The organism is Paraglaciecola sp. QJM3NY_14, from assembly GCF_056173245.1.
Map to the genome: position 1 here is coordinate 3,563,018 of NZ_CM149664.1, position 15,517 is coordinate 3,578,534.

14 protein-coding genes and 3 tRNA genes are annotated in these 15,517 nt (G+C 44.3%); 6 read left to right on the forward strand and 11 right to left on the reverse strand.

Features of this window, described 5'->3' with window-relative positions:
- Positions 1–58: 58 nt before the first annotated feature.
- From pspC to pspA, 3 genes are read right to left on the reverse strand one after another with little or no spacing between them, the layout of a single operon-like run.
- Positions 59–520: an envelope stress response membrane protein PspC gene (gene pspC / locus AC0VYA_RS15200; protein ID WP_011575759.1), complete on the reverse strand. Its 462-nt coding sequence runs from the start codon at positions 518–520 to the stop codon at positions 59–61.
- On the reverse strand, positions 517–753 hold the full coding sequence (pspB, locus tag AC0VYA_RS15205) for an envelope stress response membrane protein PspB (RefSeq protein WP_006993677.1): 237 nt from the start codon (positions 751–753) through the stop codon (positions 517–519). The genes pspC and pspB overlap by 4 nt, the downstream gene beginning before the upstream one ends.
- Positions 754–775: 22 nt before the next feature.
- A complete protein-coding gene (gene pspA, locus AC0VYA_RS15210) occupies positions 776–1,459 on the reverse strand; it encodes a phage shock protein PspA (RefSeq protein WP_006993678.1) in 684 nt (227 codons plus the stop codon).
- A gap of 216 nt (positions 1,460–1,675) precedes the next feature.
- On the opposite strand from pspA, the gene pspF reads away from it, so the two are divergent.
- The 6 genes from pspF to AC0VYA_RS15240 are packed head-to-tail and all read left to right on the forward strand — an operon-like array spanning position 1,676 to position 8,116.
- Positions 1,676–2,788, forward strand: coding sequence for a phage shock protein operon transcriptional activator (gene pspF, locus AC0VYA_RS15215; RefSeq protein ID WP_475488836.1), 1,113 nt, complete (start codon positions 1,676–1,678; stop codon positions 2,786–2,788).
- Between the two features lie 5 nt (positions 2,789–2,793).
- Entirely contained in the window at positions 2,794–4,428 is a 1,635-nt protein-coding gene (locus AC0VYA_RS15220) for an ABC transporter substrate-binding protein (RefSeq protein ID WP_475488837.1), read from the forward strand.
- Positions 4,428–5,459, forward strand: a complete 1,032-nt coding sequence (locus AC0VYA_RS15225; protein ID WP_011575762.1) for an ABC transporter permease — start codon at positions 4,428–4,430, stop codon at positions 5,457–5,459. Before AC0VYA_RS15220 ends, AC0VYA_RS15225 begins: the two co-directional genes overlap by 1 nt.
- Positions 5,446–6,339, forward strand: a complete 894-nt coding sequence (locus AC0VYA_RS15230) for an ABC transporter permease subunit (protein WP_011575763.1) — start codon at positions 5,446–5,448, stop codon at positions 6,337–6,339. Before AC0VYA_RS15225 ends, AC0VYA_RS15230 begins: the two co-directional genes overlap by 14 nt.
- Positions 6,339–7,334, forward strand: coding sequence for a peptide ABC transporter ATP-binding protein (locus AC0VYA_RS15235; RefSeq protein ID WP_006993683.1), 996 nt, complete (start codon positions 6,339–6,341; stop codon positions 7,332–7,334). Before AC0VYA_RS15230 ends, AC0VYA_RS15235 begins: the two co-directional genes overlap by 1 nt.
- A complete protein-coding gene (locus tag AC0VYA_RS15240) occupies positions 7,331–8,116 on the forward strand; it encodes a peptide ABC transporter ATP-binding protein (RefSeq protein WP_011575764.1) in 786 nt (261 codons plus the stop codon). The genes AC0VYA_RS15235 and AC0VYA_RS15240 overlap by 4 nt, the downstream gene beginning before the upstream one ends.
- Positions 8,117–8,218: 102 nt before the next feature.
- Here AC0VYA_RS15240 and AC0VYA_RS15245 read toward each other — a convergent pair whose 3' ends face one another.
- The 8 genes from AC0VYA_RS15245 to alaS all read right to left on the reverse strand — a co-directional run bounded on the left by AC0VYA_RS15245 (position 8,219) and on the right by alaS (position 15,455).
- Positions 8,219–9,349, reverse strand: coding sequence for a sodium ion-translocating decarboxylase subunit beta (locus AC0VYA_RS15245; RefSeq protein ID WP_006993686.1), 1,131 nt, complete (start codon positions 9,347–9,349; stop codon positions 8,219–8,221).
- A 9-nt stretch (positions 9,350–9,358) separates the two neighbouring features.
- Positions 9,359–11,149, reverse strand: a complete 1,791-nt coding sequence (oadA, locus tag AC0VYA_RS15250; protein ID WP_475488838.1) for a sodium-extruding oxaloacetate decarboxylase subunit alpha — start codon at positions 11,147–11,149, stop codon at positions 9,359–9,361.
- A 30-nt stretch (positions 11,150–11,179) separates the two neighbouring features.
- A complete protein-coding gene (locus tag AC0VYA_RS15255) occupies positions 11,180–11,443 on the reverse strand; it encodes an OadG family protein (protein WP_475488839.1) in 264 nt (87 codons plus the stop codon).
- 314 nt (positions 11,444–11,757) lie between these two features.
- Positions 11,758–11,834: transfer RNA gene (locus AC0VYA_RS15260), tRNA-Arg, on the reverse strand.
- Positions 11,835–11,881: 47 nt separating this feature from the next.
- Positions 11,882–11,958: transfer RNA gene (locus AC0VYA_RS15265), tRNA-Arg, on the reverse strand.
- 106 nt (positions 11,959–12,064) lie between these two features.
- Positions 12,065–12,155 (reverse strand) — tRNA-Ser (locus AC0VYA_RS15270).
- Between the two features lie 351 nt (positions 12,156–12,506).
- A complete protein-coding gene (csrA, locus tag AC0VYA_RS15275; protein WP_006993689.1) occupies positions 12,507–12,722 on the reverse strand; it encodes a carbon storage regulator CsrA in 216 nt (71 codons plus the stop codon).
- A gap of 135 nt (positions 12,723–12,857) precedes the next feature.
- Positions 12,858–15,455 (reverse strand): alanine--tRNA ligase, encoded by a 2,598-nt coding sequence (gene alaS / locus AC0VYA_RS15280; protein WP_475488840.1) that lies wholly within the window; start codon positions 15,453–15,455, stop codon positions 12,858–12,860.
- Positions 15,456–15,517: the final 62 nt, after the last annotated feature.

Consider the following 15,517-nt stretch of genomic DNA (forward strand, 5'->3'; position numbering starts at 1 on the left):
TGCTCATGTTTACTAAGCGTAACCATGGCACAGGCCTAAAAATCAGGTACAGCAAGGTTTATAAATTATTAATTTCGCGATTTAATTGATATTGAGCAGAAGTTACATACGTTTCAATCTGTCTTAATCGCACTTCATTTTTCTCAAATCGCTGTTTTATATCCGCGAAGGCTTGCTTAGGGGGCTCACCTGATTGCCACACCTTAGATTTTACTTTTACCTTCTCTTCTTCATCTTCACTGGCGTTTTGCCACCCTTTACCGCCTGAGGTCGATTGACCTCCTTGATGGCGGGTACTTTTAGCAGTCGAAGAACTGTGACGCGTTGATTTTTTTTCTAAAATAAACCAAGCCGCCACATAACTTACCACCACAAACGTGCCCGCCGTTAAGAAGAAAGCAGATACCACTAAGATACGTACTAGCCATAACTCGATGCCAAAGTACTCTGCGACTCCAGCACACACCCCGGCAATTTTACCTTTGTCCGGATCACGTGTTAACTCGCCTCTGGTATTCATACCTTGTTTCTCCACTGCGGCGCCTCTGCGTCAAGAATAGATTCTAACGTGTGGATCCTATCTGCCATTTTCTCTGCTCGGTCAGCTAGCCCTTGAAGGGTAGCGTATTCTTCATCAGACAATCCTTGGCTAATCTGTTTCTTACTGCGGTAATGCAAAATTAACCAAATCGGGGCGACAATCACCATAAATATGATGATTGGCGCAATAATTATCCCAATGATATCTTCCACAACCTTTCTCCTTTAATCGATATTAGTCTTGATTTTTCGAATCAGCTGATTGCTTCTTCACTTTCTTCTTCAATGCCGCTAACGCATCATCTATGTCATCATCGGCGGCTAAATCAGCAAACTCATCCGCTAAGGTCTTTTTACCAAGATCATATGCATCCACTTGAGATTCTAGATCATCTATTTTACGCTCATATTGCTCAAAGCGTCCCATCGCGGCATCGACTTTGCCATCGTTCAAGGTACGCTTAATATCCAAACGAGAACTTACCGTTTTTTGACGCATGATAATGGTTTTCTGACGAGCTTTAGCATCTGCCAGTTTATCCTGTAATTGCGTCACTTCACTTTGTAATTTACTAATTTGCTCATCTACCGCTGATAGCTCAGCGTCAAGGGTTACCGCATATTCATCACACTTTTTCTTTTCTTGTAGGGCCGCACGAGCAAGATCTTCTCGGTCTTTATTGATCGCTAGCTCAGCTTTGCTCTGCCAGTCACGACCCTCGTTTTGCAATTTACTAATTTGCGCTGTAATTTCCTTTTTATTAGCGATTGTTTTCGCCGAGGCTGAACGTACTTCAACCAATGTGTCTTCCATTTCTTGTATAATTAAGCGCACCATTTTTTCAGGATCTTCCGCCTTATCTAAAATGGCGTTGATATTTGAGTTCACTATGTCTGTGAAACGCGAGAATATACCCATAGTCTTTACCTCTATATAATGTCAGCTAATGGTGAACAACTAGCATGTGCTGGAAGCTCGTCTTGGTGGTTACTATTCAATTAGCAGGCCAACTTAGTGTAATGACTAAATATCTGATTTTAAACAAATATTAATTTACTCTCAGTCGACTGAGATCTACAATTATAATTACATACACCACAAGTTAGTCGATTAGACCACTTTTTGAGGATATTGATGAACCGCTTTCGCCAACAAGATAATTTGTTAGGACAATCCAATAGTTTCCTCGAAGTGTTAGAGCAAATATCGCAAATTGCGCCGCTGAATAAACCTGTATTGATTATCGGCGAACGAGGCACAGGTAAAGAAGGTGTAGCCGCCCGATTGCACTTTCTGTCTAAACGCTGGGACCAAACCTATTCAAAGCTCAACTGCGCAGCATTAAGTGAAAGTTTACTAGAGAGCGAACTTTTCGGTTACGAAGCAGGCGCATTTACTGGCGCAGCTAAAAGAAGAGAAGGTCGATTTGAGGCGGCAGATAACGGTACCCTTTTTTTAGACGAGTTGGCGAACACGTCAGGGTTAATTCAAGAGAAATTATTACGGGTTATCGAATACGGAGAATTTGAACGAGTAGGTGGTTCAAAGAGTGTAAAAGTAGATATACGCCTGATCGCAGCCACCAATGAAGACTTACCAGGGCTTGCCCAAACAGGGGAATTCAGAGCTGACCTTCTCGACAGACTAGCGTTTGATGTTATTACCCTGCCCCCACTTCGCGAACGTAAAGACGACATTATGATGCTGGCTGAGCACTTTGCGATCAATATGGCGCGAGAGCTCGAAATGGAAGTATTCAGTGGTTTTACTGAAAAAGCTAAACGCACCTTGCTCGAATATCAATGGCCAGGCAACATTCGAGAACTTAAAAACGTTGTTGAGCGCGCAGTATATCGCGCTAATAACCCTGATATTCCAGTGCACAATATTATACTCGACCCATTTGAGTCCATATATCGCCCTGCCACAAGAATGCGTACTGCCGATAGAATAAAAATCCCAGATGCACCAATACCAGATATTGCATCTACAACAACGGCGCCCCAAGCGAATTCCGTTGATAACGAACTCAATTCTACCAGCTTGCACTCAAATAGCTTTCATTTCCCAGTTGATTTAAAAGAGCTTTCACAAGACTTTGAAATTGATTTAATCAAGCAAGCCCTTGCTGATAGCCAATACAATCAAAAGAAAACCGCGGAGCGATTGTCTCTAACGTACCATCAATTACGCGGCTATCTAAAGAAATACAATTTGCTTGATACGCCCCCAGAAGACAGAGAATAACAGTCATGAATTATGCTTGGCTGCCCTCTTCCTCTGTTATGTTTGTCAGCATGTTCGTGACAATATCATTGACGTTAATTGGCTGTAGTCCTGAGTCCAGCGAGTACCGGCACCCCAATGGCATCATCTATTGTTCAGAAGGTAACCCGGTCAGTTTCAACCCTCAACTTGATACGTCGGGCACTACGGTTGACGTATCGTCTCACCAAATTTATGACCGTCTGCTTGATTTCGACTTGGTCACTGGGGAAATCATTTCTGGCCTTGCCAGCAGCTGGATGACCAGCGTTGATGGCTTGACCTATACCTTCCAACTGCGAAAAGATATTGCTTTTCACAGTACCGGTTATTTCACCCCAACTCGTTCATTTGATGCTGATGATGTGGTCTTTAGTTTTAATCGCTGGCGCGACAAGAACCACCCTTACCATGATGTATCAGGCGGGCGCTATCCGTATATCAATAGCGTTGGCTTGGGCGATCTTATCAGCGATATTAAACGCATTAACAGATACCGAGTCGAAATCACACTGGTGCGCCCTGAAAGCTCTTTTTTAGCCAATTTAGCCACCGATTTCTCAATTATATTATCAGCTGAATATGCTGAAAAACTTGCAGCTGCAGGCACACCAGATCTAATAGATACACATCCTGTAGGCACAGGACCATTTAAATTTAATAGCTTTAGACAAGACAGATACGTACGTTTTGATGCTCACCCTAAATATTGGCGCGAGCGCAGCACAACGCAACAACTCATTTTCGACATTACTCCTTCAAGCTCATTACGCTTGGCGAAGCTCATGACTGGCGAATGCGACTCTATGGCGTTCCCAACACACAGCCAGCTGGACATCATCCGTAAGCGAAAGGAATTAACACTCGATGAAAAACCAGGGTTAAATGTAGGTTTTTGGGCATTTAACACCACTAAGCCACCGTTTGATAAACCAGAGGTACGCCGTGCACTGGCCATGGCGATTGATAAGAACGCGCTTATGGAAGCGATTTATTTTGGTAGTGCGATCCCTGCAACATCCATAATTCCTCCTTCTTCGTGGGCCTTTCAACCGGATACCAGATCATCCACTTTTAATCCTTTAGCTGCAGCTAAATTATTACGTGAAAATGGTGTTGAGGAAGGCTTTAGTATGACTATTTGGGCAATGCCCGTTGAGCGTGCTTATAATCCTAACGCCATGAAAATGGCCGAATTAATGCAGCGCTACCTGCGAAATGTTGGTATTGATGCCAATATTGTCAGCTACGAATGGTCAACCTTCCGAGCGAGGTTAAATCAAGGTTTGCATGATTCCGTGTTAATTGGCTGGTCTGCTGATAACGGCGATCCCGATAATTTTTTCAGGCCGCTACTCACATGCTCAGCTATAGACTCAGGCACAAACCGCGCTCGTTGGTGCTCCAAGGAATACGACAAACTAATTGACCAGGCGCTCAATTACACCGCACAGGAAGACAGAGCATACTTTTATAGCAAAGCAATTGAACTGATTAATGAGCAAATGCCACTCATGCCTATTGCCCACGCATTTCGCTATCAAGCGTACCGGGACAATGTAACTGGCATTGAAATAAACCCGTATGGCGGCATTCAGTTTAGAAACGTGAGTAAGCAATAATGCTGAAGATTATATTGCGTCACGTGAGCTTACTGATATTGACCTTATTTATTTTGAGTTTTTTCTCATTCTCTTTGGCGTATTTATTTCCGGGCGATCCCTTGGTGAATTTAACCGGTATTCGCGATAGTTCTGAGCAAGGGTATGCTATTTTGGCTCAACAATACGCTATGCAAGACTCCTTCTTGAGCCAATATTGGCAGTACGTTAACCATCTATTTTCTGGAAACTGGGGGCTGAGTTTCAGCTCTGGCTTGCCGTTAGCAGAAGAAATCAGCCGCTCACTGGCAGCCAGCGTTGAACTTAGCGCATACGCACTGATTGTTTCTTTTGTTGTTGGATTACCCTTGGGCTTCCTTGCGGGCTTGCGGCACCATAAATTGACCGACTTTGCCCTCTTGACCACCAGTGTAATCGGATACTCCATCCCCGTCTTTTGGGCAGCCTTAATTGCTATTTTAATTTTCTCGATTCAACTGGGCTGGTTTCCGCTTTCAGGCAGAATTAGTTTGCTTTACGATGTCCCCTACCAGACGGGATTCATTTTAATTGATATATTGTTAAGTGACTTACCCGACAAAGAATTTGCCTTTAAAGATGCACTTCGTCATTTAGTCTTACCGAGTGTTTCGATCGCCATTGTGACCTGTACTATTGTCATGCGTATTACACGGCGCTCAGTAGTTGAGGTGATGAGCAGTGAGTACATACAAGCGGCTTATGCTCGTGGCTTAAGCCCGAGACAAGTATTTTTGCGCCACGGAGTGAAAAATGCACTTATTCCGATTTTACCCTTATTGGTTATGCAATTTACCACCTTGCTTACCAACGCTATGATTGTAGAAACCATATTCTCTTGGCCAGGTATTGGCAACGGACTCATTCAAGCTATTTACCAACGAGACTTTCCCGCTATCCGTGCTGGTATGTTAGCCGTATCTGCTTTGGTACTTACTTTTACCATTACGATAGATATGGTTATTCAAATATTTGACCCTGCGGGCAGAAGGCCAGAAAATGCCACGTCTTAATTTATACCAAGAAGAGTATTACCCTTCCCCCATACAAAATACGTGGAAAGAATTTAAAGAGAATCATGCAGCCGTATTGAGCCTGTATTGCGTTGTTTTCTTTATTTTTATTATGATTTTCGGTCCGTTCTTGGCCCCATATGATCCATTGCAACAAAATATTGATTTGCTATTAGTGCCTCCCGCTTGGGATAACAACGGCGATATCAGTTACTTATTTGGTACCGACGGTCTAGGCCGAGATATGCTATCGCGTATCATTTATGGCTGCAGAATGACGTTTGGTATTAGCTTAGTGTTGGTAATCATTTCAATGCTGATAGGCGTTGCGCTAGGCGCCATGGCTGGTATGAGTAAAGGATTGCGCTCCAGCGTGGTAAACCACCTACTTGATTCAATCATGGCTATCCCTACTTTACTCATTGCCATTATCATTATTGCCATTGTCGGCACGGGTCTTGTGAATAGCATGTGGGCTATCTCACTCGCGCTTATTCCACAGTTTATTCACCAAACCCGAGACATAGTGCGCCAAAAAATGAAGAAAGAATATGTACTGGCCGCCCAGCTCGATGGAGCGGGCAAGGTACACATATTTTTCAATTCAATATTGCCCAACATGGCTGAAATGCTAGTAGTGCAAGTGACCCTTTCATTGTCTGTTGCGATATTGGATATCAGCGCATTAGGCTTTTTAAATTTAGGTGCGCAAGCCCCTTCACCCGAGCTTGGCGCGTTATTATCTGAAGGGTTAACCACAGCTTACGTTGCCCCATGGAACATCGCTATTCCAGGGGGAGCAATATTCTTTATGATGATGTCAATTAACTTAGTGGGTGACGGTTTACGCTCAGCTTTACGCTATAGGTTGTTACGCTAATGAGCCTATTGGATATTAAGAATCTCACCCTGGAAATTGACTCTCAAAGTGGCTGGATAAAAGCCCTCGACAAAATTAATCTTGTCATTAACGAAGGGCAGATCCACGCTTTAGTAGGCGAATCAGGCTCAGGGAAAAGCATCATTGTTAAAGCGATTGTGGGCGCCATTTCGGATCGTTGGCGTATAACTGCTGACAGAATGACGTGGCGCGGCCAGGACTTACTAAAAATGTCAGTGCGCGAGCGGCGTAAAATTATCCGCTCGGATATTTCGGTTATTTTTCAGAACCCTAAAAGCTCGCTTGATCCCATAGTGACCTTAGGGGACCAGTTAAAAGAAGTTATATTAGCCACCCGTTTAGAAAAAGGCATGTTTTGGAACCGCGCAAAAGCCCGTAAGAAATATGCCTCTGAACTACTCCATCGCGTGGGGATTAAAGATCATGAGGTGTATATGCGCAGCCTACCTCACCAAATCCCTAATGACGTTTGTCAGAAATTTATGATTGCCATGGCACTTGCTTCACAGCCTAAATTGGTGATTGCAGATGATCCTACCCGTGGCATGGAAATAACGGACAAAAGCCAAATCTTGAAGTTGCTGAGTCGGGTGAATAAGGTTCGCAAACTAAGCATTCTCTTTGTGAGCCACGACTTACTAGCCATCTCCAGTATGGCTGACCATATGACGGTACTTTATTGTGGCCAGACGGTGGAAAGCGGACGCATGTCGCAATTGCGTAAGCGTGCTTTGCACCCTTATACAAAAGCACTGTTAGAAAGCGCCCCTAGTTTTCGCACGGACTTAGCGCCTAAGTCGCCCCTGAGCTCACTAGGAGGAACAATTCCCTCATTTCAACATTTACCTATTGGCTGTCGTTTAGGGCCGCGCTGTCCTAGGGCTCGCAGAGAATGCGTGAAAGTGCCCGAAGTGCGGCGCATTCATGAACATACTTACAGCTGTCATTTTCCTTTGCATCGAGACCAGAAGTGAACAACTTACTTTCAGTTGAAAATCTGACCTTTGAGAATTGTCACGGCAAACGATGGCAGAAAAAGGGAGCTAAATTTACGCTAGGCCCGGTTAATTTCAGCATTCAAGCGGGAGAGACCTTGGCTATTGTGGGGGCTAATGGCTCAGGCAAGTCCCTGCTTGCTAAATTATTAGTAGGCCTCGAGCAACCTGATAGCGGCTCAATCTATCTGAATGAGAAAAAATTAGAGCAATATGACAACAAGCATCGTGTGCTGAATATTCGCATGGTGTTTCAAAATAGCAATGAATCACTTAACCCAGGTATTACTTTAGGCTCCATCTTGGAAGAGCCTTTAAAGCTAAATACGAATCTAGGTGCGCAAGCGCGAGTCGCTAAAGTAGAACAAACATTAAGACAAGTAGGATTGCTGTCTGAACATCGATTTTTTTACCGCCATATGCTCTCTGATGGGCAGCGGCAGCGTGTTGCGTTAGCAAGGGCGATCATTCTCAATCCTCAAGTGATCGTGGCTGACGAGCCGTTTGCGGCACTTGATCCCTCGGTGCGCTCTCAAACTGTCAATCTGTTACTGGAGCTGCAACGAGAGCTAGGCCTTGGCTTTATTTTTATCTCTCATAATTTAGGCATAGTGCGCCACATAAGTGACAAAATGCTAGTAATGAAACAAGGTAAGGTCGTTGAGTCAGGTAAAACGGAAGTGATTTTTCATTGGCCTAAAGATGACTACACCAAAAAATTGGTTCACGCCCATCAAGCCCTCATTGATGGCCAAAGCTAATCCTCATTCCACCAAGGTCGAAAAACGATATCCAATAAAAAAGGGCTTAGCAGTGTATGTTGCTAAGCCCTTTTTAATGGTGTGTGCAGTTTTGTAGCGGGCTTATCCCACCAGTGCTAATAAGATACCTGCAGCCACTGCCGAGCCAAGTACACCGGCCACGTTCGGGCCCATAGCATGCATCAGCAAGAAATTATGCGGGTTAGTTTCAAGACCTACTTTATTGACGACTCGCGCGGCCATGGGCACAGCCGATACGCCAGCTGCCCCAATCAATGGATTAATTTTCTCGCTGGAAAGTTTACCCAAGGCTTTAGCCATCAAAATACCTGCAGCAGTACCGATTGAAAATGCTATTGCTCCTAAGCCCAAAATACCCAAGGTTTCGATGGTCAAAAATTTATCTGCTGATAGTTTAGAGCCAACCGCTAAACCAAGAAATATCGTGACGATATTAATCAATTCGTTCTGAGCAGTATTGCTTAAACGGTCAACCACCCCCGACTCTTTCATCAAATTCCCTAAGCAGAACATCCCAACTAATGGGGTTGCCGAAGGTAAGAACAAAATCGTCGCCAATAAAACCGCTAACGGGAAGATGATTTTCTCACGCTTAGAGACCACTCTCAGTTGCGCCATCTTGATGTTACGTTCGTCTTCAGTGGTCAATAGGCGCATTATTGGTGGCTGAATAATAGGCACCAACGCCATGTATGAATATGCCGCAACGGCAATAGCACCTAATAATTCCGGCGCTAATTTCGAGGCTAAAAATATTGCAGTTGGTCCATCAGCTCCGCCGATGATGGCAATTGCCGAAGCATCTTTTAAAGTAAATTCAAACCCCGGAACCAAATTCAATGCAATTGCGCCAAACAAAGTACCGAAAATACCAAACTGAGCGGCTGCACCCAGCAGCAGCATTCTCGGATTAGCGATTAAGGCGCTGAAATCGGTCATAGCGCCCACCCCCATAAATATGAGTAGTGGGAACACCCCAGTTTCGATCCCCACATAATAGATGTAGTAAAGCAGACCGCCCGGATCGCTAAACCCTGCCAATGGAATATTGGTTAAAATGGCACCAAACCCAATGGGCACAAGTAGTAAGGGCTCGAACTTCTTTACGATCGCCAAAAATAGCAACAAACACCCAACAGCCATCATGACAATCTGACCAATTTCGAAATGGGCTAACGACGTGCTTTGCCAAAGTAAGGTTAATTTATCCATAAATAATCCCTACGCCAACGTCAGCATCGTTTGGCCAGACTGCACTGCATCACCTTCTTTAACCAATATATCTTGGATGGTACCTGAAGCGGTGGAGCGAATTTCAGTTTCCATTTTCATCGCTTCCATGATGACAATTACATCGCCTTCGCTGATTGAATCGCCTGAGCGCACGAGCAACTTGAAAACATTACCTGCCAGCGGTGCTACAACATCTTCACCTGCAGCGGATACCGGCGCAGGTGTAGCTGGTGCACTATTTTGAGGGGCGGTGCCTGCTACCTGAATATCTGTCAGCTCCCCACCTTGGGCCACTTCAACAGCGTAGACTTTTCCATCAACTCTTACAGAGTAGGATTCTGTGGCTTTACTTGGTGTCGCACTCACCGCTGCGCTAGCGTCAATATTGTCAGCGGTGGGCACGGGCTCAAATGCATCGGGATTATGGCGATTCTTCAAAAATTTCAAGCCAATCTGTGGGAATAGCGCATAAGTAAGTACATCGTCTATCGCATTCTCAGCGAGCGTAATCCCTTGCTCTTTCGCTTGATTGAGTAAATCTTGCTCTAAGGTGTCTAATTCATCATCCAATAAATCAGCTGGTCGGCAGGTTATTGCTTCTTTGCCATCCAATACACGTGCTTGTAGCTCAGCATTCACTGGTGCGGCGGTGGCGCCATACTCGCCTTTTAATACACCAGCCGTTTCTTTGGTAATACTTTTATAACGCTCGCCGGTTAGCACGTTAAGTACAGACTGAGTACCGACGATTTGAGAGGTGGGAGTGACAAGCGGAATAAAACCTAGGTCTTCACGCACCCGAGGAATTTCCTTAAGAACTTCATCTAATTTGTCCTGAGCGCCTTGCTCAACTAGCTGCGATTCCATGTTAGTCAACATGCCGCCGGGCACTTGAGCTAATAGGATACGTGCATCTACCCCTTTCAAACTGCCTTCGAATTTAGCGTACTTTTTACGAACGTCTCGAAAGTAAGCTGCTATTTCAGCCAGTAAGGGCAAATCAAGGCCTGTGTCTCTTGGTGTATCTTCAACAATCGCCACTATGGTTTCTGTCGCACTATGGCCATAGGTCATACTCATAGACGAGATTGACGTATCCAACATGTCGATCCCTGCGTCAATCGCCTTCTGATAGGTTGCTGTGCTTAAACCGGTAGTAGCATGACACTGCATGGCGATAGGCACGCTCACGGTCTCTTTGAGGCGCGTAATAAGCTCTTCACATACATACGGCTTAAGCAAACCGGCCATATCTTTTATACAGATAGAATGTACACCCAAATCCTCTAACTGCTTTGCCATATCAAGCCATAGCGGCAATGAGTGCACGGGACTTACAGTGTATGAAATGGTGCCTTGGGCATGTGCCCCTACTTTGATTGCTGCACTAAGAGCCGTTTTGAGGTTACGAATGTCATTCATTGCGTCAAAAATACGAAAAACATCTACACCACTGGTGTGAGCTCGCTCAACGAACTTTTCGACCACATCATCAGCATAATGTCGATAACCTAACAAGTTTTGTCCGCGTAAAAGCATTTGTTGCTTGGTGTTTGGCATGGCCTTTTTAAGCAAACGTATACGCTCCCATGGATCCTCGCCCAAGTAACGAATGCAGGAATCAAATGTTGCGCCGCCCCATGTTTCTAAAGACCAGTATCCGACCTGATCAAGCTTTTCCGCAATGGGCAACATATCTTCAATTCGCATTCGCGTAGCAAGTAATGATTGGTGTGCGTCACGCAGCACTACATCCGTGATGGCTAGAGGTTTTGACATCTTGGGTTCCTATTAAACAATAAGTAAAAATTAACGTTGGCGACGGTACTGATCAACAGCGGCGGTAATAGCCGCAACCACGGGCGCGGAAACGCCTGACTGATTAGCTACGGGCGTTGCGCGGTTGCGAGTCTGGTTGAGTACGGACAATTCTTCTTCGGGAAATTTAGCACACACCCATGCAATCAAATTAACAGCGCCAATTAATAAGGTCAGAAATAGAAAAACCACTGACATCCCCACTAAGAGGAGCATTCCAGCTTCAAGTAATAACGACATTACATCAGGTTGCATAGTTAGTATTTCTCCGGTAACTGACAAAACGACCCGATAAGTACCATGTGCACTGAAATAACACAACTTTTAAGGCGGTTTAAAAAGGAATAAAAAATAAGGAATAATTCACTTTTCTTGCATGAATACCCAATAAATAGCTATTACACCTGCCTACTCTACATGTTGTAGAGAAAGATCAGGCTAACATTGTCTAATAGTAGATGATAAGCAGCGCGTCAAAATCGTGAGGAAGCGCTAAAAACGAGTGTGATGAATGGGAGAGCGAAATTCTGAGCAAAAAAAAACCCACTGAAATCAGTGGGTTTTTAATGTGGTGCGCATGGAAGGATTCGAACCTCCGACCACCTGGTTCGTAGCCAGGTACTCTATCCAGCTGAGCTACATGCGCAAAAACAGGACAATTTAATATTAGACTATTTATATTAAACTTAATAATGGTGCGCATGGAAGGATTCGAACCTCCGACCGCCTGGTTCGTAGCCAGGTACTCTATCCAGCTGAGCTACATGCGCAAAATCGTTATCGAATAAAACATATAAGGCACTCTACCTTGTTTTACTCAAGCTTACTTCCTTTAGTCTAAGCTTCTTAGCAATCTAATGATTACCGTTTAAGTTATGGCGGAGAGGGAGGGATTCGAACCCTCGATACGAGTAATACGTATGGTTCCTTAGCAGGGAACTGGTTTCAGCCACTCACCCACCTCTCCGGAAAACCGCTAAATTGTTGCTACTGATTTAGTCTTAGTTTGAGTATTATGCCAAAGCATAAACCATCTTACAAAGGCCTTATTTACTTAACTTCCGTAGCGTTGGAAGCGCCTTTCACCGTTTGGTGTCTCTCCTAAATCTGGAGCCGAAGTTTACCGACACACAGGAGTAAGTCAAACACTTTTTATAAAGATTTTTACTGCTTGCTGGTATTTTAAGCTGTTCGTACAAAAAGCGTCTTAAACGTATGATAATTCATCGCTAAAATGCGTATATCATGAAATTAACCACGGCTTTTTCGCATAAAAAAAGCTGGGTAAACCAGCTTTTTTTTATCAGAAAAAATAAAATTAATTATCTTCATCCGATGATGATGAGTCATGTCCTGCAAGCTGACCATTTTTTTCAGCTTGAATTCGCATGTAAATCTCCTCTCTGTGCACAGATACTTCTTTAGGCGCGTTAACACCAATTCTTACCTGATTACCTTTTACCCCTAATACCGTTACTGTGACTTCGTCACCGACCATTAAGGTTTCACCAACACGACGGGTCAAAATTAGCATTTTTTAGCTCCTTATCCATTTACAAAAAATAATCCCTAATTTAAAACTAGCGTATCCCTTTGAAATAACCAAAGAATTACACACTCGACGCTTCCTTATTTTTGTTGTCACGGCAAAAATTCGTCGGTTTTACATTTACAGCCTTTCTTGCAACCACTCTGAAACAGAGGCAATCGCAGTGTCTAAGTTCTCAGGTTGAGAGCCACCAGCTTGCGCCATATCAGGACGTCCGCCACCTTTTCCACCTACTTGCTGAGCCACAAAATTGACTAACTCGCCGGCTTTCACCTTTTGGGTTAAATCCTTCGTGACGCCAGCAATTAAACTAACCTTATCGCCAGTTGCTACCCCTAAAAGGATAACGCCACTGCCGATTTGATTCTTTAGATCATCTATCATGGTGCGTAAAGCCCCACTTTCAATGCCTTGTACATGATAAGACAATACTTTTACCCCATTTATTTCGTTTATCTGAGATAAAAGATCACTCCCCGCGCTATTAGCTATTTCCTGCTTAAGTTTAGCGACTTCTTTTTCGAGCGTTTTGGTCTGCTCGATAAGTTGAACAACGCGCTCACCCGCAGAATTAACATCTGTTTTTAAGACTGCGCTAATAGAACTTAGTTCGAATGTCTGTTGCTGTACATGTTGGAGTGCAGTCAAACCTGTTACCGCTTCTATTCGTCGCACGCCTGACGCGATACCGCTTTCAGAGATGATTTTGAATAATCCAATATCACCAGTGCGTTCGACGTGTGTACCGCCGCACAGTTCCATCGAGAAACTCCCCATGGACACCACGCGCACATCATCATCGTATTTCTCACCGAACAAGGCCATTGCACCAGCTTCTTTTGCTTGCTCTAAACCCATTAGTTGAGTTTGCAAAGGGTGATTGGCAAGTATCTGCTCATTCACCATGGTTTCCACAGCCAGCACTTGCTCTTTACTCATGGCTTCAAAATGCGAGAAATCAAAGCGCAAGCGATCCGCTTGTACTAATGAACCTTTTTGGTTTACATGCTCACCAAGAATCGATTTCAGTGCTGCGTGCATTAAATGCGTCGCGCTGTGGTTTAGCTTAATTGCATGGCGACGAACACCATTAACCTTTGCTAATACGCTATCTCCCACGCTTAGCTTGCTAAGGGCAGCGCCTTTATGGGCGATTGCTTTCCCTAACTTAACCGTATCTTTTACGCTGAAACCACCCGCGTCAGTGACTAACGTACCTGTATCACCAGCTTGACCACCCGCTTCGGCATAAAATGGACTCTCATCTAAAATAACTGTGCCCTCAGCACCTGCTGCTAATTCGTTAACTGATTGCCCTTTGAAAAACAGCTCAGTGACGGTTGCTGTGTTATCTTCATGTTCATATCCCACAAAGATTGACTCTAAATCGCTGCGAAGTTGCTCGTTGTAATCCACGTCAAAGTTACTGGCTTTTTGGGCCCGTTTTCGCTGCTCAGCCATCGCCTGCTCAAACCCTTCCTCATCAATGCTCAAACCTTTCTCTCGGGCTACATCATTGGTCAAATCTGCTGGGAAGCCATAGGTATCATAGAGCTTGAAGACCACATCACCCGGTACCACTTTACCTTCAAGCTCGTTCAATGCATCGTTTAGAATTAGCATTCCGCGCTCAAGCGTACGGGAAAACTGCTCCTCTTCCACTCGAAGCACTTTTTCAATCACTGCACGTTGTTCGTTTAGCTCTGGATACGCGTCGCCCATCTCTGTGGCCAATGCTGCTACTAATTTATAGAAAAACACGCCGTTTGCACCCAGCTTATTACCGTGTCGCACCGCGCGGCGGATAATACGACGCAGTACATACCCTCGCCCCTCATTCGATGGCATGACGCCGTCTGAAATAAGGAAACTACAGGAGCGAATGTGATCTGCCACCACGCGCAACGATTTGTCTTCAAGGCTTGTTACCCCAACAATCTTTGCAGTGGCTTTTATCAAGTTTTGGAAAATATCAATTTCATAGTTGCTGTGCACATTTTGTATAATAGCCGAAATACGCTCTAACCCCATCCCGGTATCGATAGACGGTTTAGGCAAAGGCAACATGTCACCATTGGCTTGACGATTGAACTGCATGAAAACCAAGTTCCAGATTTCGATAAAACGATCGCCATCTTCCTCTGGGGAGCCAGGAGGACCACCCCAGATGTGTTCACCGTGATCATAAAATATTTCAGAACAAGGCCCACAAGGCCCGGTGTCACCCATTGACCAGAAATTATCTGAGGTGGCAATACGAATAATTTTTTCTTTAGGAATGCCAATGTCTTTGTGCCAAATGTCAAACGCCTCGTCGTCCTCTGAATAAACAGTGACTAATAACTTGTCTTTCGGCAGTTTCAATACTTCGGTTAGAAAAGACCATGCATAACCGATGGCTTGGTGCTTGAAATAATCACCAAAACTGAAGTTACCTAGCATTTCAAAAAAGGTGTGATGACGCGCCGTGTAGCCTACATTTTCTAAATCATTATGTTTTCCGCCCGCTCTTACACACCGCTGAGATGAGGTTGCACGTGTGTACTTGCGTTGTTCAGTGCCTAAAAACACATCTTTGAATTGGTTCATACCCGCGTTGGTAAATAACAATGTGGGATCGTCGCTTGGAACCAGAGACGAACTAGAAACTTTTTGATGCCCTTTGTCTGCAAAAAAGTTTAAAAAGGCTTGTCGAATTTGCGCTGTGCTCTTACTCATGGATGATCCTGAAACAACATTTAATGATTTGAGGGTAAAAATGGCCTCAAACGGCCATTTTT

Coding starts and splice junctions, on each gene's coding strand:
- pspC (WP_011575759.1), bottom strand. CDS start 520: ATGAATACCAGAGGCGAGTTAACACGTGATCCGGACAAAGGTAAAATT.
- pspA (WP_006993678.1), bottom strand. CDS start 1,459: ATGGGTATATTCTCGCGTTTCACAGACATAGTGAACTCAAATATCAAC.
- pspF (WP_475488836.1), top strand. CDS start 1,676: ATGAACCGCTTTCGCCAACAAGATAATTTGTTAGGACAATCCAATAGT.
- AC0VYA_RS15220 (WP_475488837.1), top strand. CDS start 2,794: ATGAATTATGCTTGGCTGCCCTCTTCCTCTGTTATGTTTGTCAGCATG.
- AC0VYA_RS15225 (WP_011575762.1), top strand. CDS start 4,428: ATGCTGAAGATTATATTGCGTCACGTGAGCTTACTGATATTGACCTTA.
- AC0VYA_RS15230 (WP_011575763.1), top strand. CDS start 5,446: ATGCCACGTCTTAATTTATACCAAGAAGAGTATTACCCTTCCCCCATA.
- AC0VYA_RS15235 (WP_006993683.1), top strand. CDS start 6,339: ATGAGCCTATTGGATATTAAGAATCTCACCCTGGAAATTGACTCTCAA.
- AC0VYA_RS15245 (WP_006993686.1), bottom strand. CDS start 9,349: ATGGATAAATTAACCTTACTTTGGCAAAGCACGTCGTTAGCCCATTTC.
- oadA (WP_475488838.1), bottom strand. CDS start 11,149: ATGTCAAAACCTCTAGCCATCACGGATGTAGTGCTGCGTGACGCACAC.
- AC0VYA_RS15255 (WP_475488839.1), bottom strand. CDS start 11,443: ATGCAACCTGATGTAATGTCGTTATTACTTGAAGCTGGAATGCTCCTC.
- csrA (WP_006993689.1), bottom strand. CDS start 12,722: ATGCTAATTTTGACCCGTCGTGTTGGTGAAACCTTAATGGTCGGTGAC.
- alaS (WP_475488840.1), bottom strand. CDS start 15,455: ATGAGTAAGAGCACAGCGCAAATTCGACAAGCCTTTTTAAACTTTTTT.